This is a genomic window from Pseudomonas sp. S37, assembly GCF_016658545.1.
Taxonomy (GTDB): domain Bacteria; phylum Pseudomonadota; class Gammaproteobacteria; order Pseudomonadales; family Pseudomonadaceae; genus Aquipseudomonas.
In genome coordinates this window covers 13,871-32,612 of record NZ_JACVZC010000048.1, presented here as the reverse complement: position 1 = coordinate 32,612, position 18,742 = coordinate 13,871, and the positions used below count along the sequence as shown (strand labels likewise).

Below are 18,742 nucleotides of genomic sequence, written 5' to 3'. Positions count from 1 at the left end.
GCCGGTGCCATCCTCCGCGTCGCCTGCTTCGCGGGTAAACCCGCTCCCACAGGTGCAATGTGAGCTCGGACATTGCGCTTGGCCTGTGGGAGCGGCCTTGCGTCGCGATTGGGCTGCAAAGCAGCCCCAAAATCTCAAAGCCCCGCTAATCCCACAGTGCAAAGCAGAAAGGGTTACCCTACCCCTTTCTACCCTCGCCACTGCCGAGCCATCCATGTTCGATTGGGAAGACCTGCGCCATTTCTCCGCCTTCACCTCGGCCGGTTCGTTGTCCGCCGCCGCCAAGGCCCTGGGCGTCGACCACGCCACCGTAGCCCGGCGCATCGCTTCACTCGAAGCCTCGCTCAAGCTCAAACTGGTCGACCGCCGCCCGCGCGCCTATGCCCTCACCGATGAAGGCCGACGCGTAGCGGAGCTCGCCGAACAAATGGCCACGTCGTCGTTCGCCCTGGAACATTTCGCCAGCGCCGGCCAGCACGCGGTAGAGGGCGAAGTGGTGCTGGCGGCGCCACCGGCACTGCTGGGCAGTATCGTCGCCCGGCGCCTGGGCGAGCTGTACCAGCGCCACCCGCAACTGCGCCTGAAGCTGGTTGGCAGCAAGTCGAAAGCATCCCTGGCACGCCGCGAAGCGGACATCAGCATCGCCCTGGCCAGGCCGGCCGAGCCAACCCTGGTGGTCAGCCTGCTGGGGCACCTTGATTACAGCCTGTACGCGTCACCAGGCTACCTGGCCAGCGCCACCTCCCGCCGCTACATCGGTTACGACGAGTCCCAGGCAAGCTCGCCACAACAGCAATGGCTCAACCGCCAGGCCGGCCAGCAGCCCTTCGCGCTGCACAGCAACGACCTGCGCATCCAGGCCCAGGCCTGTGCCGGCGGTATCGGCATCGCGTGCCTGCCGGCGTTCATGGCCCAGGAGCATGGCCTGAAGCAAGCCGGTAGCGCCGAGCAGACCATGAGCATTGAAATCTGGCTGGCGGTGCATGAGGACGTGCGCGCCACGCCGCGGATCAAGGCGGTTACCGACTTCCTTCAGCAACAGGTTCGACCGCTTCTACGCTTGTGAAATTTTGCGGATTAAACCTGCAGCAATACGGAATTTTCGCGCAAGCCTGCCAGCGTTAGGCTGCCCCCATCACTAGCGCCCGTTAAGGAGACGACAATGCAATACGTAAAACTGGGTAGCACCGGGCTGGACATTTCCAGGTTGTGCCTGGGCTGCATGACCTTCGGCGATCCGGATGCTGGCACCCACCCCTGGACCCTGGGCGAAGACGCCAGCCGGCCGATCATTCGCCACGCCGTCGAGCAGGGTATCAACTTCTTCGACACCGCCAACAGCTACTCTGCCGGCACCTCGGAAATCATCGTCGGCAAGCTGCTGAAGGAATTCACCCGCCGCGAGGAAGCGGTGATTGCCACCAAGGTGTTCTTCCCCGCCAACATGTGGCAAGGCACCAGCCGGCCGAATGAACAAGGCCTGTCCCGCAAGGCCATCATGGCCAGCATCGACGCCAGCCTTGCGCGCCTGGGCACCGACTACGTCGACCTGTACCAGATCCACCGCTGGGACTACCACACCCCCATCGAGGAGACCATGGAAGCCCTGCACGACGTGGTCAAGGCCGGCAAGGCCCGCTACATCGGTGCCTCGTCGATGTACGCCTGGCAGTTTGCCAAGGCGCAGCAGGTGGCAGCCAGCAACGGCTGGAGCCGCTTCGTGTCGATGCAGAACTACCTCAACCTGATCTACCGCGAAGAAGAACGCGAGATGATCCCGCTGTGCCTGGACCAAGGTGTCGGCCTGATGCCCTGGAGCCCGATGGCGCGTGGGCGCCTGACCCGGCCACACGGGCAGCAGACCGAGCGTACCCGCACCGACCTGTCCGGGCAGTCGTTCTATGAAAACACCGAAGCCGAAGATGGCCGGGTCATTGATGTGGTCGAGCAGATTGCCGGCGAACGCGGCGTACCCATGGCCCAGGTGGCCCTGGCATGGGTGCTGGGCAAAACCGGCGTGTCAGCGCCTATCGTCGGCGCCTCGAAGCCCGCTCACCTGGACGATGCGCTGGGCGCGCTGTCGTTGCAGCTGAGCGAGGACGAGGTGGCGCGCTTGCAGGCCCCTTACGTTCCGCACGCCGTCACCGGCTTCAAATAGCGCTGGCTTGGGGCAGCTCGATGCGTACCCGCAAGCCCCCGGTGGCAGCGGCCAGCGCGGTGATGCTGCCACCGTGCAGGGCGATGGCCCGTTGGGCGATCGCCAGGCCCAGGCCAAAGCCGTCGCCGTTGCTGTCGGTACCCCGGTCGAACGGCTCGAAGATGCGCTGCAGGCGTGCCGGGTCGACGCCCGGGCCATGGTCGCTGACGCACACCTGCAACCACTGCCCACCCGGTGCCGGTGCGGCCTCGACCAACACCGCCGTGCCGGGCGCGGTGTAGCGCACGGCATTGCGGATGATGTTCTCGAAGGCACGGTACAGCAGCTCTTCATGGCCATGCATGAGAAACGCGCCCTGCGCCAGCAACGACACCTGGCACTGCTTCATGCTGGCCTCGAAACGGGCATCCTCGACGATCTGCGCCAGCAGCTCGACCACATCCACGCTGGCAAAATCACTATTGCCCTGGCGGGACTGGGCACGGGCCAGGGTCAGCAGCTGCTCGATCAGGTCGTCCATGCGTCGTGACTCGCGCTCGACCCGCTCGAGCATGTCGGGCCGGTCGGGTTGCTGGCGCATCAGGCCGATGGCGGCATGCATGCGGGTCAGCGGTGAGCGCAGCTCGTGGGAAATATCATGCAGCAGGTTCTGCTGCGCCTGTACCAGCGCCTTGAGCTGGCCTGCCATGCGGTCGCAGTCCTCGGCCAGCTCGACGATTTCGTCGCGGCGCTTGCCCAGCCGTGGCCTCACCCTTACATCGAACCGGCCTTGCGCAACCTGGCCCATGGCCTCACGCAGCCAGGCCAGCGGGCGGGTCAGGTACAGGCTGCACAACAGGGCGAACAGCGCACTCATCAGTGCGCCCGTCACGAACGGGCCCACGTTGTGTGGGCGCGGCGCCATGCCGACATGGGTAGCCACCGAGGCACGCAGTACCAGCGGGCGGCCGTCGCGGTCGACCAATGCCTGCTCGAAACGCGCCGCGTGCACCGTTTTGCCCGCCAGCAAGCGGCCTTGATCATCGTAAAGGCCTACCTGCACATCCGGCGGTTGTGGCGACACATCGAGCAATTGCCGACCGGCCCGCTCGCCATGGCGTTCGAGCATTTGCAGCTCGGTGGCCAGCAGCGAACGCAACCCGGGGGTATCGCCGCGCAGGTCATTGAGCATAAAGGCCCCCGCCCCCACCAGGAAGGTCAGGGTATTGGCCAGCCAGAAGGCCAGAAACAGCTTCCAGAACAGGCGCCGGCGCATCATTCGACGATCAGCATGTAGCCCATGCCGCGCACGCTCTGGATCCAGCTGCTGCCGTCGGCACGCGGGCCGAGTTTTTGCCGGATGCTGCTGACGTGCACGTCGATGCGCCGGTCGTAACGGGTCAGCGGCCGGCCCAGGGCGTTCAGTGACAGGTCCTGTTTGCTGACCAGCTGGCCAGCCTGGCGGGCCAGCGCTTCGAGCAGGCTGAACTCGGAGCCGGTCAGCTCCAGCGTGGCGCTGCCCCAATGCGCTTCGCGCCGGCCTGGCCACATCTTCAAGGCACCGCTGCGCACCTGTTCGGGCGCCTCGGGGGCACTGGCTTCGCCCATCAGGTGCGGCTGCACGCGGCGCAGTATCGCCCGCAGGCGAGCCACCAGCTCACCGGGGGAGCTGGGCTTGGGCACATAGTCATCGGCACCCAGCTCCAGGCCGGCGATGCGGTCGATGTTGTCACCACGGGCGGTCAGCAACAGGATCGGTACCTGGCTGCGCACACGCACACGGCGTAGCACTTCGATGCCGGAAATGCCGGGCAGCATCACATCCAGCACCACCACCTGGAAGTTGCCGGACAACGCCTGGGTCTCGCCCTCCTCGCCGGTGTCCACGGCCGTGGCCTGGAAGCCTTCGCGGGCCAGGTACAAAGAGAGCATTTCGGTCAGTTCGCGGTCGTCGTCGACCAGCAGCACAGGGATCATCAGGGCCAGGTATCAGGTTTGCAGGGGTGGTAATGATCGCCCCGCAGGCAGGCACTGTCACCGCCGCCCGGTCGGACTTTACACATCTTTACCCTCGGCTAACCGCGCCGTACACAGCCCGCCCGTATCCTCATCGCCCGCTGCTTGCGGGTTGCCCGCGCTTGCTCCCCTCCAAATCCGCTTGTCTGGAACCCCCGATGAACTACCCGCGCCTGTTGCTCTCCATCCTGCTGCTGAAAGCCACGCTGGCCCATGCCGCACCGTTCAGGATCGCCGACATTCGCGTCAACGGCCTGCAGCGGGTTTCCGCCGGCAGCGTGTTCGGTGCCCTGCCGCTGAACGTCGGCGACCAGGCCGATGACCGCCGCCTGGTGGACTCGACCCGTTCCCTGTTCAAGACCGGGTTCTTCCAGGACATCCAGTTGAACCGCGATGGCAATGTGCTGATCATCAACGTGGTCGAGCGCCCGTCGGTGTCGAGCATTGAGATCGAAGGCAACAAGGCGATCAGCACCGAAGACCTGATGAAGGGCCTGAAGCAATCGGGCCTGGCCGAAGGCGAGATCTTCCAGCGTGCCACCCTCGAAGGCGTGCGTAACGAGCTGCAGCGCCAGTACGTGGCGCAGGGCCGCTACTCGGCCGAGGTCGACGCTGAGGTGGTGCCGCAGCCGCGCAACCGTGTGGCGCTGAAGATCAAGATCAACGAAGGCACCGTCGCTGCCATCCAGCACATCAACATCGTTGGCAACAACGTGTTCGACGATGACACCCTGGGCCAGCTGTTCGAGCTGAAGACCACCAACTGGCTGTCGTTCTTCAAGAACGACGACAAGTACGCCCGCGAAAAACTCTCCGGTGACCTGGAGCGCCTGCGTTCCTACTACCTGGACCGCGGCTACATCAACATGGACATCGCCTCCACCCAGGTGTCGATCACCCCGGACAAGAAGCACGTCTACATCACCGTCAACATCAACGAAGGCGAGAAGTACACCGTTCGCGACGTGAAGCTGTCCGGTGACCTCAAGGTGCCGGAAGACCAGGTCAAGTCGCTGCTGCTGGTGCAGCCGGGCCAGGTATTCTCGCGCAAGGTGATGACCACCACGTCCGAGCTGATTACCCGCCGCCTGGGTAACGAAGGCTACACCTTCGCCAACGTCAACGGCGTGCCACAGCCGAACGACCAGGACCACACGGTCGACATCATGTTCGTGGTCGACCCGGGCAAGCGTGCCTACGTCAACCGCATCAACTACCGCGGCAACACCAAGACCGAAGACGAAGTGCTGCGTCGCGAGATGCGCCAGATGGAAGGCGGCTGGGCGTCGACCTACCTGATCGACCAGTCCAAGACCCGCCTCGAGCGGTTGGGCTTCTTCAAGGAAGTCAACGTCGAGACCCCGCCGGTGCCGGGCACCGATGACCAGGTCGACGTCAACTACAGCGTCGAAGAGCAGGCCTCCGGCTCGATCACCGCCAGCGTCGGTTTCGCCCAGAGCGCCGGCCTGATCCTGGGTGGTTCGATCAGCCAGAGCAACTTCCTCGGTACCGGTAACAAGGTGTCCGTCGGCCTGACCCGTTCGGAATACCAGACCAAGTACAACTTCGGTTTCGTCGACCCTTACTTCACCGCCGACGGCGTGAGCCTGGGTTACAACCTGTTCTACAACAGCACCGACTACAGCGACTATTACGACGATGGCGTTTCCTATTACGCGATCAACAGCTACGGCGCCGGGGTCAGCTTTGGCTACCCGATCAACGAAACCTCACGCCTGACCTACGGCCTGACCCTGCAGCACGACGACATTTCGCCCGGCACCTACAGCGCCGACGAGATCTACGACTTCATTACCCGCGAGGGCAAAAGCTTCAATAACCTGAAGGCGTCGATCGGCTGGTCGGAGTCCACCCTCAACAAAGGCGTGCTGGCCACCCGTGGCCATTCGCAGAGCCTGACGCTGATGGCCACCACCCCGGGCAGCGACCTGTCGTTCTACAAGCTCGACTACAACGGCCAGGCTTTCCTGCCAGTCACCAACAACACCACGCTGCGCCTGCACACCAGCCTGGGCTACGGCAACGGCTACGGGTCTACCGAGGGTTTGCCGTTCTATGAAAGCTACAACGCGGGGGGCCAGGGCTCGGTACGCGGCTTCAAGGACGGCACCCTCGGCCCGCGCAGTACACCGGCTACCGGCACCTACTCCAGCGCTGGCCAGGCTTACTACTCCGACCGCGACACCGACGTGCTGGGGGGCAATATCCTGGTTACCGGTGGCGCCGAGTACCTGTTCCCGCTGCCCTTCGTGAAAGACCAGAGCCAGCTGCGCAGCTCGGTGTTCGTCGATGCCGGCAACGTGTATGCCGACACCTGCTACCTGTCGACCACCCAGGGCTGCGGCAGCGTCGACCTGGCGCAGATGGCCGTGTCACTGGGGGTGGGTGTGACCTGGTACAGCCCGATGGGGCCACTGAGCTTCAGCCTGGCGGCGCCGCTGAAAAAACCGGATAACGCTGAGACCCAGATCTTCCAGTTCTCGCTGGGGCAGACGTTCTGATATCGGACCCGGCAGCTCTCGCGATCCCCTGTAGGAGCGGCCTTGCGTCGCGATGGGCTGCACAGCAGCCCCAAAATTTTTGCATTGGCGCTAAATCCTTGGGGCTGCTGCGCAGCCCATCGCGACGCAAGGCCGCTCCTACAGGGATCGCGTCGCCGGGTATTACCCGCTTTTACCCCCGCTTAACCCAAGTTGACAGTCACCTTGCCTAAGCTGGCCAGCTCTCGAACCCCGCCCAGCAGGACACATTCATGCCCCCGTTCACACCATGCTTCCCCACCACCCTGCGCCACGATGAGGTGCCGGCCGCGTTGCTGGAGCTGGTCCAGCAGCGCCTGGCCAACCTGCTCGGCCCCCACTTCACCGTGACACTGGACGGCAGCGGCAATGGCGACGGGGTCAGCCACTATCACCTGGCCATCCGCCACCCGCAGAGCGAGGTTTGCCTGGAAGACACCGGCGACGTCGGCAGTGGCTTCATCGAGCACCTGCTACGCCTGGCCACCCAAGTGCGGAAAATGCTCGACTCGGGCACCTTCAGCCGTATGGGCAGCAACGACCCGAACCGACCACTGGTGTGGCTGAGCGAGCTGGTCAGCGTTGGCGAAAGCATTACAATGCGCGCCCCAACCTGAAATATGTTTTTCTCATGAAATCACTGCTTTACGCCGTAACGTTACTATTTTCCTTTACCCTCCCCGCATTGGCCAACCCGCCAGCCACCTTCACTGAAGCCAAGGTGGTGGCCAAGCAGAAGGTGTACCTGGACCAGGCCAGCAGTGCCATGGGCGACCTGTACTGCGGGTGCAAATGGACCTGGGTGGGCAAGTCTGGCGGGCGCATCGATGCCGCCTCATGCGGTTACCAGACGCGCAAGCAGCAGAACCGTGCCGAGCGCACCGAGTGGGAACACATCGTGCCCGCCTACACCTTTGGCAACCAGCGCCAATGCTGGAAGAACGGCGGCCGCGAGCACTGCGTGGACAGCGACCCGGTGTTCCGTGCCATGGAGGCCGACCTGTTCAACCTGTACCCGGCCGTGGGTGAGGTCAACGGTGACCGCAGCAACTTCAACTACGGCATGGTCGCTGGCAATGCCGGCGAATATGGCCAGTGCAGCACCAAGGTCGATTTTGTCCAGCGCGCAGCAGAGCCGCGTGACGAAGTGAAAGGCCTGGTGGCGCGTACCACGTTCTACATGTTCGACCGTTACCAGCTGAGCATGTCGCGCCAGCAGCAACAGCTGCTGATGGCGTGGGACAAGCAGCACCCGGTATCGGCCTGGGAGAAAGAGCGTGACCGGCGCATTGCCGCGATCATGGGGCATGCCAACCCGTTCGTGAGCGGCGAGCGCAAGTGGACAGCGGACTACAAGCCGGTGGGTAGTGGCGTTGCACAGGCGGTGCCGGAGAAGCCAGCCAAGGCCGAGGTAACGCCGAACCTGGCCAGTGCCGGCTCGGTGGGGGCGGTGCTGGGCAACCGCAACAGCCATGTCTATCACTTGTCGGTCGGCTGCCCGGGGTACAACCAGGTAGCGGCGAAGAACCAGGTCAGCTTCGCCACCGAGGGTGAGGCGCAGGCTGCGGGCTATCGCAAGGCGGGTAACTGCCGTTAGGCAAGCTACCACGGCGCCTTGCAGGAGATCGCCCAGCCCTTTGCGCTGCGCTGTCGCGCAGAGAACTGAGTTCGCAAGCGGTCCGCATACCCTGTGGCGGCTTTAGCCGCGAAGAATTCAACGCGGTTCATGGCACCGGCTGCGCCGGTGTTCGCGGCTAAAGCCGCTCCCACAGTGTCCCTGCTAGTTCAAAGCCGGTGCCATCCCACAAGGGCAAAGCCCGCGGTTATCCGTTAACCAGGTTCACCGGCCGCTCACCCGCCAGCGCACTGAGCAGGTTGTCCACCGCGCAACGCGCCATGGCCTGGCGGGTCTCTTCGGTTGCCGAGCCAATGTGCGGGGTCGCCACCACGTTGTCGAGCTGCAACAGTGGCGAGTCCACCGGCAACGGCTCCTGCACGAACACATCCAGCCCCGCACCGCGTATACGCTTGGCCTGCAGCGCGTCGATCAACGCAGCTTCGTCCACTACCCGCCCACGCGAGATATTCACCAGAATCGCATCAGCTTTCATCAAGGCCAGCTCCCGCGCGCCGATCAGCCCTTCTGTGCTGGCACTCAGCGGTACGGTCAGGCAAACGAAATCCGCCTGCTGCAACAGCTCATCCAGGCTGCATTGCCGTGCAGCATGGCGCGCCTCCACTGCTGGCTTGGCGCGCTGGCTGTGGTACAGCACGCGCATGCCGAAGCCTGCTGCGGCGCGGCGGGCCAGGGCTTCGCCGATGCGGCCCATACCAACAATACCCAGCGTCTTGCCATGAACGTCGCTACCAAACTGCGCCGGCCCCAGGTTGGCCTGCCAATGGCCGTCACGCACCCAGTTCGCCAGTTCCACCACCCGCCTGGCCGTGGCCAGGATCAAGGCAAAGCCAGTATCGGCAGTGGTTTCGGTCAACACGTCCGGGGTGTTGGTCAGCATCACGCCGCGGCGGCTGAGTTCGGCAATGTCATAGTTGTCTACCCCTACCGAAACGCTGGACACCACTTCCAGCTGTGGCGCCAGGTCGAGCAGGCTGGCATCCAGCCGCAAGCTGGCCCCCAGCAAGCCGTGCGCCCCCGGCAAGGCATCGCGCAAACGGGCCAGGCCATCGGGCTGGGCGGTATCCACCCACGTCACTTCAACCTGCTCGTGCAGGCGGGCCATCAAGTCGTCGGACAGGCGCTTGTACAGCACGATTCGCTTCTTCATTGCAGGTTTCCTAATGGTTCATGGCCAGGCGCGAACCATTGCGCTTGGCGCGGCCAGAGGTTTGGGAAGTATTGAGGGCGGCAGTAAGCGCGACAGCAGTCAGCAACGCACCGCACATGAACAGGTAAGAAGCACCAGGGCCGCCGGTGGCGCCATTGAGGTAGCCCACCAGCCACGAGCCGCCGAACGAACCCAGCGCGCCCATGCTGTTGATCAACGCCATGGCGCCACCGGCAACGTTGGCCGGCAAAATCTCGGGCACGATGGCGAAGAACGGGCCATAGGGCGCATACATGCAGGCACCGGCAACCACCAGCAGCGCATACGACAGCCAGAAGTGCTCGGTACCCAGGGCATAGGAGCCATAGAACGCCACGGCGGCAATCAGCAGCGGCGGCCAGACGAAGCGCTTGCGCTTTTGCAGGCGGTCGGACGCCCACGACACGCCCACCATGGCCAGCACCGCCGCCAGGTAGGGCACCGAAGCCAGCCAGCCGGCCTGGACGATATCTACCTTCGCTGCCTGTTTGAGAATCGACGGCAGCCACAGCACGAAGCCATACACCCCGATGCTCCAGCAGAAGTACTGCAGCGCCAGGATGATCACCTGTGGCGAGCGGAACGCCTCGCGGTAGTTCTTCACCGGCTTGATGCCCTGCTGCTCGGCGGCCAGCGCCTGCTGCAGGTCGGCCTTTTCCTGCGCGCTCAACCAGCTGACCTGGGCCGGGCGGTCATCCACCAGGCGCCACCAGAAGAACGCCCAGATCACGGCCGGCAGGCCTTCGATGATGAACATCCAGCGCCAGTCGTAATGCTTGATCAGGTAACCCGACACCACCGACATCCACAGGATGGTCACCGGGTTGCCGAGCATCAGGAAGGTATTGGCACGCGAGCGCTCGGCACGGGTGAACCAGTGGCACAGGTACACCAGCATGGCCGGCATCACGGCGGCCTCGACCACCCCGAGCAGGAAACGGATGCCGATCAGCATGTAGACGTTGCTGACCATGCCGGTGAGCGTGGCAAGGCCGCCCCAGAGGATCAGGCTGAAGAAGATCAGCTTCTTCACGCTGCGCTTTTCGGCGTAGATGGCCCCGGGCACCTGGAAGAAGAAGTAACCGAGGAAGAACAATGCCCCCAGCAGTGACGACAGTACAGGGGTGATGTGAAGGTCTTCAGCCATGCCGGAAGCGGCGGCGAAGCCGTAATTGGCGCGGTCCAGGTAGGCCAGGCTGTAGGTAAAGAACACGATCGGGATGATGTACCACCAGCGGCGCGGTGCCAGGCGTTGGCTTTGCATGGTTTGTTACTCCTGAGCTTGTTGTTTTTGTTGCAACAGGTAATCCGGGTTGGGCGATCACGCGCTTCTGCGCGGCTCAAAGGCCTCCAGCTCGTGGCGCAGCGGCAGCCCCTCCATGTCGCCTCGTGACTGCACGGCGCGGCTGCCGCACCAGTTGCCGCGGGCCACCGCTTCGGCCACCGGGCGCCCCTCCAGCAGCGCGCTGAGCACGCCGACGGCAAAGGCATCGCCAGCACCGACAGTGTCCACCACACGGCTGACGGGCACAGGGGCAAGCTGGCCCTCGTCTTTGGCGCTGCGAAAGTACGCGCCGGCGTCGCCCAGCTTGATCACCACCAGTTCCACCCCCTGGTCGAGGTAGAAACCGGCGATGTCCGCCGGGCTGTGTTTGCCGGTGAGCAGGCGGCCCTCTTCCAGGCCCGGCAAAACCCAGTCGGCTTTCACCGCCAAGGCGTTGATCTCGCGCACCATGCTGCGTTGGTCTGGCCATAGCGAAGGGCGCAGGTTGGGGTCGAACGAGATGCTGCGCCCGGCAGCACGCATGGCGTCCAGCAATGCATGGGACAACTCCCGGCAACCCTCCGACAGTGCGGGCGGGATACCCGTGGCATGCAGGTGACGGGCCTGCAGAAGGCCAGGCTGGACCTGGCTTGGCGACAGCCGGCTGGCTGCCGACCCACGGCGGAAGTACTCCACGGCGGGATCGCTGCCATCGTCGCAACGGGCCTTGAGCTGAAAACCGGTGGGGGCATTGCCATCCACTTCGACAGCCGAGCAGTCCAGGCCTTCGCGGCGCAGGCTGTCGAGCACAAAGCGCCCCAGCGAGTCGTCACCTACCCGGCTCAGCCAGCGTACCGCGAAGCCCAGCCGTGCCAGGCCGATGGCCACGTTGCTGTCTGCGCCCGCGATGCGCTTGCCGAACTGGCCGACGCTGGCCAGGTCGCCCGTGTGCTCGGCCACGAACATGGCCATGGTTTCGCCGAAACACAGCACGTCATGCTGATGCATGGGCCACCTCCTCGCCCGCGCCCAGCGCGGACAGGCTGCACACCTGGGCACGGGTCAGTGCCAGCAGGTCTTCGCTGACCAAGGGGTACTCGACGGCGCGCACCACACCGGGGGCGAACTCGGCCATCAGCGCTGCCCACGCCTGCAGGTCCGTTGTTTGTGGCGGCACGGCAACCAGGCGGCCATCGGCCCGGCGCTGAACCGCTTTGCAGTGCACGTAGCACACCCAGCGGCCAAGTTGCCGCGCGGCTTGCGCTGCCGACTCGCCTTGCCACTGCCAGTTGCCAATATCGAAGGTCATGCCCAGGCGCAGCCCCAACAGGTCGGCACGCTGGAAGAACCGCAGCAGCGGCTCGACCCTGCCGCCTTGAGCGGTCTGGTCGTTTTCCACCAGCAGCAGCGGCCCATGCGCCGGTAGCAGCGCCGCCAAAGCCGACACGTCACAGCGTTCATCGAAGTGCCCTAGGGACACCTTCAGCGCAACCGCGCCAAGCGCCCGGGCGATTTCCAGCTTCTGCGCCAGCAACGGGTCAAGCACACCTTGCGCAGTCCACAGTTCAAGGGGTGTCGAGTACAAACATTCCATGCGCAGCGCGGTAATAACCGCACCCAGCGCAGCAGCGTCTGGCGCACTGGCGAACAATTCTTCGCGCAATTCGACGCGGCTTACGCCCGCGGCGGCCAGCAGGTCAAGGAACTGCTCCTGCCCACGCTGCCGGACAAAATCGGCGCCGTAGCTGGAGAGGCTGATGGAAACGGGGTTCGGGTACATTGTTTTTATCCTTATGAAACCGGTTTCATTTTTACTCAGCAGCAACAGGCACTGGCCTGCTGTCGCTTATTGGGGTTGGGTTGAACCGCGGATGACCAGGTTGGCCTTGAAATCGATGCGCCGGGCTGCCCCGCTGTCGCCACGCAAGCGACCGAGCAGGCTTTCGAAAGCCGCCACACCGATTCGCTCGGTAGGCTGCGCCAGGGCAGTGATGCCATTGCCGACCAAGGGGTACCAGTCGAGATCGTCGAGGGCGATCAGGCCGACGTCGGCAAACAGGTTGCACCTGGCCTCGTGCAAGGCGCGGGTAACCGCCAGGGTGGCGACGCCGTTGAAGGTGAAAATAGCCTGCGGACCATGGCCACGGCTGTTCAGGAACGCGGCCAACTGCCCCGCCAGCCCGGCGCCGGTTTCCAGCACCTGCTGGCGCATACCCGCGCGCCGGTTGACCGAGGCGCCGAAGGCCTGCACCCGCTCCAGGCGCGAGCTGGTGCCATCAAGCGGTTCACTGACCGCGAGAATGTCGCGGTAGCCCTGGGCCTGCAGGTGGTCAAGGGCCTGTTCGACCGCGTCAGCGTTGTCCAGGCCGACCAGGTCAACATTCAGCTCGGGCAGCTGGCGGTCGACCAGCACCATGGGGATATCACGCTGCAGGTTGAGCAGTTCACCCGGGTGGTGGCCGAGGGTGTTCACGATCAGGCCTTCTACGTTGTAGCTCTGCAGGGCCACCAGATGGTGCCGCTCCTGCTCGTCGTCACGGTTGGTGTTGCACACCACCAGGCTGTAACCGTGCTGGCGGCAGGCGGTTTCCACACCATGCATCACGGCCACTGAATAGGGGTTGAGGATATCGGCTACCAGCATGCCGATCAGTCGTGTCTGACCGCGCTTCAGGCCGCGGGCCATCTGGTTGGGGCGGTAGCCGAGGCGTTCGATCACCTCTTCCAGGCGCTTGGCCGTGGCTTCGGCCAGCAACTGCCGGTCGCCACCGATATAGCGGGAGACGGTGGCTTTGGATACGCCAGCGACACGCGCAACTTCGCTGATGGTGACCCGTTCGCGGGCATGGGCAGGCGCGTCGGTCATGGGCTGTCCTTATGATTGTTGTGATAGCGATGAAACCGGTTTCAATACAGCAATATTTTTGGAATTCGTCAAGCTGCTGTTGATCGAGAGCAGCTGCAGATTATGAGAATGAACGTGAAGTATTAAACATATCTATATGATAAATATAGAGAATAATGTAGGAGCGGGTTTACCCGCGAATGCGATGGTGCATGTACCGACGCATTCGCGGGTGAACCCGCTCCTACATTTGATCGAGTGCAGCCTGAACGCGTGGTGTAAGCACAGCGATCCTGTGGGAGCGGGTTTACCCGCGAAAGCGTCGGTACATGCACCATCGTATTCGCGGGTGAACCCGCTCCTACATTTGATCGAGTTAGCGCAGCGATTTCACATCGCTCGCCGTGACGGCATCGCCCTGGTTACCCCAACTGCTCCTGATGAAGTTCACCACCTCTGCCACCTCCTGGTCACTCAGGCGCCAACCAAACGCCGGCATGGTGAAGTTCGACGGCGCGGTGTGCGTCGCCGGGACCGTGCCGCCCGTGAGTACCACGTGGATCAACGACGTAGCATCCGCCGTCTGCACCACCGGGTTACCGGCCAGCGCCGGGAACACGCGGGTATAGCCCTGGCCGTCGGTACGGTGGCAGGCGGCGCAGTTGTCGATGTACACCGCCGCACCAGGCTTGCTGTCGTCGCCCTTCCACAGCGCATCCGCCACCTGCTTGTCGTACACATGCGGCTGGTCATCGGGGTTGCTCGGCGGCAGGGTCTTCAGGTAACGGGCGATCGCGGTCAGGTCGGCATCGGTCAGGTGCTGCATGCTGTGCTCGACCACATCGCTCATGCCGCCGAACACCGCACTGCGATCGCTGCGCCCGGTCTTGAGAAACTGCACCAGTTGCGCTTCGCTCCAGCTGCCCAGCCCGTCCTTGTGGTCACCCCGCAGGTTCTTGGCAATCCAGCCTTCCAGCGGTGCACTGCCCGCCAGGAACTGTTCGCCATCAGCAGGGCTGAGCGCCTTCTCCTGCATGGTCAGCGCCCGCGGCGTATGGCAGGCGCCACAATGCCCCAGGCCTTCGACCAGGTACGCACCGCGGTTCACCACCGGGTCGGCTGCCGCTGAAGCCTGCCAGGGCTGGGCCTCTGGGGCGAACAGGCCACGCCAGATCGACAACGGCCAGCGCATGCTCAGCGGCCAAGGGATGTCAGTGGCCTTGTTCGGCTGCTCGACCGGCTCGACGCCTTTCATGAAATAGGCGTACAGCGCCTGCATGTCCTGCTCGCTGACCCGCGCGTACGACGGGTATGGCATGGCTGGGTACAGGGTGCTGCCGTCCTTGCCAATGCCTTTGCGCACGGCCCGGTCGAAATCTTCGAAGCTGTAGTGGCCGATGCCGCTGGCCGCCGAGGTGATGTTGGTGGAGTACACGGTGCCAATTGGCGTTTCCATCGGCAGGCCACCGGCAAAGGCCTTGCCGCCCTTGGCGGTATGGCAAGCCACACAGTCACCGGCACGGGCCAGGTATTCGCCCTGGCGCACCTGTGCATCGTCATTGACAGCGGCCTGTGCAGCCGCGCTGGTACCCAGCAGCAGGGTTGCGATCAACATTGTCTTCATGCTCATCGCTCCTCAAGCCTGGACCAGTGGGCCGGGGTTTTTCAGGTACTGCTCGCGAATGGCACGGGCCGACCAGTAAGTCAGCGCCGCCACCAGCCCGGTCGGGTTGTACCCCAGCCCTTGAGGGAACGCCGAAGCGCCCGGGACGAACACGTTGTGCACGTCCCAGCTTTGCAGGTAGCGGTTAAGCGCACTGGTTTTCGGGTCGGTGCCCATGATCGCGCCGCCGTTCAGGTGGGTGGTCTGGTAGCTGGCGGTATTGAAGTGGTCGTTGACCTGCTTGCCCAGCACGGCAATGGCCTTGGGGTTCATCGCCTGGGCAATCTTGCTTAGCTTGGCGACCATGAACTGGTTCATCCTGATGTCGTTTTCCTGCCAGTCGAAGGTCATGCGCAACAGCGGTTGGCCGTAGGCATCGCGGTAGGTCGGGTCGAGGTCCAGGTAATTGCTACGGTAGGACTGGTGGGCACCATGGGCGTCCATCGACACCTGATGGGTGTAGTAGTCGGCCGTGGCCTTCTTCCAGGCGCTGCCCCAGGCCGGCGTACCCGGCGGGTTGGCAGTACCGGCAATCGGCCGGCTGCCGGCCTGGTTCACCCACATCGGCGAGCCGCCGATGAAGCCGTGCGGGCCATGGTCGAAGTTGTCGGCATTGAAGTCGTCGATGGCAATGCCGTTGCCACCGGCACCGATGAAGTTGTTGGTGTAGGTGTCCTTGTCGAAGAACGCCTTGACCGTGCCCATGTTCTGATAGGCGAAGTTACGCCCGACCACCCCTTCGTTGCTGACCGGGTCATAGGGCTTGCCGATGCCGGAAAGCAGCATCAGGCGCACGTTGTTGAACTGGAACGCCGCCAGGATCACCAGCTCCGCCGGCTGTTCCACTTCGCGCCCCTGGGCATCGATGTAGGTCACGCCAGTGGCCTTGCGCTTGCTGTCGTCCAGGTTCACCCGCAATACATGGGCGTTGGGCCGCAGCTCGAAATTCGGCACCTGGCGCAGCGCCGGCAGGATGTTCACGTTGGGCGAGGCCTTGGAGTACATGTAGCACACGTAGCCGCTGCAGAACCCACAGAAGTTGCACGGTCCCATCTGCGCCCCGTACGGGTTGGTGTACGGCCCCGAGGTATTGGCCGATGGCAGGTTGTAGGGCTTGTAGCCCAGGCTGCTGGCGGCCTTTTCGAACAACCTGGCCGAAACCACGTTCTTTTGCGCGGGCAGCGGGAACGGGTTGGAGCGGTCCGGCGCATAGGGGTTGCCGCCCTGCCCTTCACCCACCAACTGGCCGTTGACGGTCCAGGCCTGGCCAGAAGTGCCGAAGACTTTTTCGGCGAAGTCGAAGTACGGTTCCAGCTCTTCATAGCTGACGCCAAAGTCCTGGATGGTCATGCCTTCGGGGATGAACTTGCGCCCGTAGCGCTCTTCGTAATGGCTGCGCAGGCGCAACTCGACCGGGTCGACCCGGAAATGCACACCCGACCAGTGCAGGCCCGCACCGCCCACGCCCTTGCCCGGCAGGAAGGCACCCAGCTGGCGATTGGGCAGTGCCACGTCGTTCACGCTATGGCGAATGGTGACGGTCTCTTTCGATACATCGACGAACAGCTTCTTGCGCACGCTGTAAGTCAGCTCATCGATGACCTCCGGGTAACTGCCTTCCGGGTAGGTGTCCTGCATCGGCCCGCGCTCCAGCGCCACCACCTGCAGGCCGGCTTCGCTCAGCTCCTTGGCCATGATCGCGCCGGCCCAGCCGAAACCGACGATCACGGCATCCACTTTGTTCAACACAGTCGCCATGCCTCAGGCCCTCTCGCCGCGAATCGATACCGCCGGGAACGGGTAAGGCTCGTTGCGCTCGACCCAGTCCATGAAATCGGCGCGGGCGCCGGGGAAGCCGATCTGGGTCCAGCCGACCATGCCTTTGTTACCACCATGGATCGGGTCGCAGAAGAACCCTTCGCGGGTGTTCTGCACCAGCAGGCTGAAAAACACCTTGGCCGGGACCGTGTCGAAAACCAGCTCTCCAGCTTCGACTTTGCTGAGAATACGGTCCCGGGTAGCGCTATCTTGTGCAGCAAAAACTTGCCCGCCGTTGGCTTTGCACCAGCCGTCCACGGCTGCGATGCCCAGGCGGTAGATCTGTTGTGGGCTGAGCTGCAACTGGTAGCCCAGCTCCGGCGCGGCGTCGGCGTTGAACGGGCCTTGCATGTACCACTGCGCGCCGGTCGCGTAGGGGGTGTTCATCTGCCGGTCGATGAATTCGGCAGCACCGGCCTCCAGTGCCCCGGGGCCAAGCGCGTCTGCCGGAATGATGCGGGACACCGCCGCCTGGACGAAGGCCCACTCTTCGGCACTGAAGAACGTTGGCTGATAGTTGCCCACTGGTGGCGTGGCCGGCACATTCGGCGCCTGCTGTGGGGCTGCCAGCAGTTGGCTGGCCCCTGCGCCAAGCCCGGTGCTGGCTACGGTCACGACCGGGATCAAGGTCAGGGTCTTGCGCAGGAAGTCCCTGCGCGGGTTGTCTGGGGCATGCTCAGGCATGGTGAATCCTCATCGGCTGCGGGCGGCCTTGATAAGCGCCATCTGGTTTTCAAGGGGTGATCTTGATAGGCCATCAAGAAGACAGCCGAATAATCTAGCGTGTTCAGAAATGTTTTGAAACCGGTTTCATACTTGACTTGTATGCCATCTGGATGATGTCGGGCCACAAGGCTTTTTTCACATTCAGGTCACTCTCTGCTGACATCCCGCCGCCTAAAGTGCCGACGCTCGCCAAACCAACGAGCAGACAGGAGTGGCACATGTTGCAAGGCGTCATCGAGAATTCCCCGAACCACAGGCTTACCCCTGCCTTGCGCTTACCCACACGCAGGGCATTGATCGCAACGCTGTGCCTGCTATTGGCGCTGGTGGTGACAGCGGCCTGGGCGCATACCCGCTCTGCCGTCCCCAACCTTGGTAACCCGCAGTACCTGCATAGCAGCGGTCTGCGTGCCGACTGGGCGAAAGGCCTGGTGACTGTCGTGCTGCGCCACGCCGAACGCTGCGACCGCTCGCGCGGCGCCTGCCTGGGTGACCCGAGCGGTATCACGGTTGCCGGCAGCCGGGTGGCCTCCGACGTAGGCCACGGCCTGCAACAACTTGGCCTGGATAAGGCTGATGTATGGGCCAGCCCGGAAGTACGTACCCGGCAGACTGCACAAGCCATGTTCGGTAAGGCCATTGCCACGCAGGACTGGCTTAATCAGTGTGACGCGCACTTTGCCGACAATGCCTTTGCCCACAAACGCAACGGCCAGAATCTGGTGCTGGTGAGCCACAGCGGCTGCATGGAACAACTGGAACAGGCACTGCATGTGCCCGCCAGCGCAACACCGAACAGTTACGCCAGCGCCCTGTTCATCAGCCAGGGCAGCGATGGCAAAACCAGGCTACTGGGCCAGATGCCTGCCAGTGAATGGCGCAAACTCGTAGCTGCCAAGGAACTCTGA

General features: G+C 63.7%; 16 protein-coding genes. 6 read left to right on the top strand and 10 right to left on the bottom strand.

The genetic code is table 11. From position 1 onward, the window contains the following. Positions 1–214: 214 nt before the first annotated feature. Both IAE39_RS16035 and IAE39_RS16030 read left to right on the top strand, forming a co-directional pair. Positions 215–1,066, top strand: a complete 852-nt coding sequence (locus IAE39_RS16035; RefSeq protein ID WP_201204081.1) for a LysR family transcriptional regulator — start codon at positions 215–217, stop codon at positions 1,064–1,066. A 96-nt stretch (positions 1,067–1,162) separates the two neighbouring features. Next, positions 1,163–2,158 (top strand): aldo/keto reductase, encoded by a 996-nt coding sequence (locus IAE39_RS16030; protein WP_201204079.1) that lies wholly within the window; start codon positions 1,163–1,165, stop codon positions 2,156–2,158. Here IAE39_RS16030 and IAE39_RS16025 read toward each other — a convergent pair. Further along, positions 2,151–3,416 carry a HAMP domain-containing sensor histidine kinase gene (locus IAE39_RS16025; RefSeq protein ID WP_201204077.1) on the bottom strand — a complete coding sequence of 422 codons (1,266 nt, stop codon included), beginning with the start codon at positions 3,414–3,416 and terminating at the stop codon, positions 2,151–2,153. The genes IAE39_RS16030 and IAE39_RS16025 overlap by 8 nt on opposite strands. Continuing rightward, a complete protein-coding gene (locus IAE39_RS16020) occupies positions 3,413–4,114 on the bottom strand; it encodes a response regulator transcription factor (protein ID WP_201204069.1) in 702 nt (233 codons plus the stop codon). Before IAE39_RS16020 ends, IAE39_RS16025 begins: the two co-directional genes overlap by 4 nt. A gap of 197 nt (positions 4,115–4,311) precedes the next feature. Between IAE39_RS16020 and bamA the strand changes: the two genes are divergently transcribed. From bamA to IAE39_RS16005, 3 genes are all read left to right on the top strand, one after another. Next, on the top strand, positions 4,312–6,675 hold the full coding sequence (gene bamA, locus IAE39_RS16015; RefSeq protein ID WP_201204067.1) for an outer membrane protein assembly factor BamA: 2,364 nt from the start codon (positions 4,312–4,314) through the stop codon (positions 6,673–6,675). 251 nt (positions 6,676–6,926) lie between these two features. Beyond that, positions 6,927–7,310: a hypothetical protein gene (locus tag IAE39_RS16010; protein ID WP_201204065.1), complete on the top strand. Its 384-nt coding sequence runs from the start codon at positions 6,927–6,929 to the stop codon at positions 7,308–7,310. A 14-nt stretch (positions 7,311–7,324) separates the two neighbouring features. After that, a complete protein-coding gene (locus IAE39_RS16005) occupies positions 7,325–8,290 on the top strand; it encodes an endonuclease (RefSeq protein ID WP_201204064.1) in 966 nt (321 codons plus the stop codon). A 226-nt stretch (positions 8,291–8,516) separates the two neighbouring features. Here the strand turns inward: IAE39_RS16005 and IAE39_RS16000 are convergent, their stop codons facing one another. From IAE39_RS16000 to IAE39_RS15965, 8 genes are all read right to left on the bottom strand, one after another. Beyond that, the gene (locus IAE39_RS16000) at positions 8,517–9,479 is read right to left on the bottom strand and encodes a 2-hydroxyacid dehydrogenase (RefSeq protein ID WP_201204062.1); all 963 of its coding nucleotides are present in this window, start codon (positions 9,477–9,479) and stop codon (positions 8,517–8,519) included. A 10-nt stretch (positions 9,480–9,489) separates the two neighbouring features. Beyond that, positions 9,490–10,782, bottom strand: a complete 1,293-nt coding sequence (locus tag IAE39_RS15995; RefSeq protein ID WP_201204060.1) for an MFS transporter — start codon at positions 10,780–10,782, stop codon at positions 9,490–9,492. 57 nt (positions 10,783–10,839) lie between these two features. Next, positions 10,840–11,790 carry a sugar kinase gene (locus IAE39_RS15990; protein ID WP_201204058.1) on the bottom strand — a complete coding sequence of 317 codons (951 nt, stop codon included), beginning with the start codon at positions 11,788–11,790 and terminating at the stop codon, positions 10,840–10,842. Beyond that, positions 11,777–12,562, bottom strand: a complete 786-nt coding sequence (locus IAE39_RS15985) for a sugar phosphate isomerase/epimerase family protein (protein WP_201204056.1) — start codon at positions 12,560–12,562, stop codon at positions 11,777–11,779. The genes IAE39_RS15990 and IAE39_RS15985 overlap by 14 nt, the downstream gene beginning before the upstream one ends. Before the next feature lie 66 nt (positions 12,563–12,628). Next, on the bottom strand, positions 12,629–13,648 hold the full coding sequence (ptxS, locus tag IAE39_RS15980) for a transcriptional regulator PtxS (RefSeq protein WP_201204054.1): 1,020 nt from the start codon (positions 13,646–13,648) through the stop codon (positions 12,629–12,631). A gap of 355 nt (positions 13,649–14,003) precedes the next feature. Further along, on the bottom strand, positions 14,004–15,251 hold the full coding sequence (locus IAE39_RS15975) for a cytochrome c (protein WP_201204046.1): 1,248 nt from the start codon (positions 15,249–15,251) through the stop codon (positions 14,004–14,006). Positions 15,252–15,263: 12 nt separating this feature from the next. Continuing rightward, a complete protein-coding gene (locus IAE39_RS15970; RefSeq protein WP_201204045.1) occupies positions 15,264–17,048 on the bottom strand; it encodes a GMC family oxidoreductase in 1,785 nt (594 codons plus the stop codon). A 3-nt stretch (positions 17,049–17,051) separates the two neighbouring features. Continuing rightward, positions 17,052–17,792, bottom strand: coding sequence for a gluconate 2-dehydrogenase subunit 3 family protein (locus tag IAE39_RS15965; RefSeq protein WP_201204044.1), 741 nt, complete (start codon positions 17,790–17,792; stop codon positions 17,052–17,054). Between the two features lie 260 nt (positions 17,793–18,052). Between IAE39_RS15965 and IAE39_RS15960 the strand changes: the two genes are divergently transcribed. Further along, positions 18,053–18,742 (top strand): histidine phosphatase family protein, encoded by a 690-nt coding sequence (locus IAE39_RS15960; RefSeq protein WP_201204043.1) that lies wholly within the window; start codon positions 18,053–18,055, stop codon positions 18,740–18,742.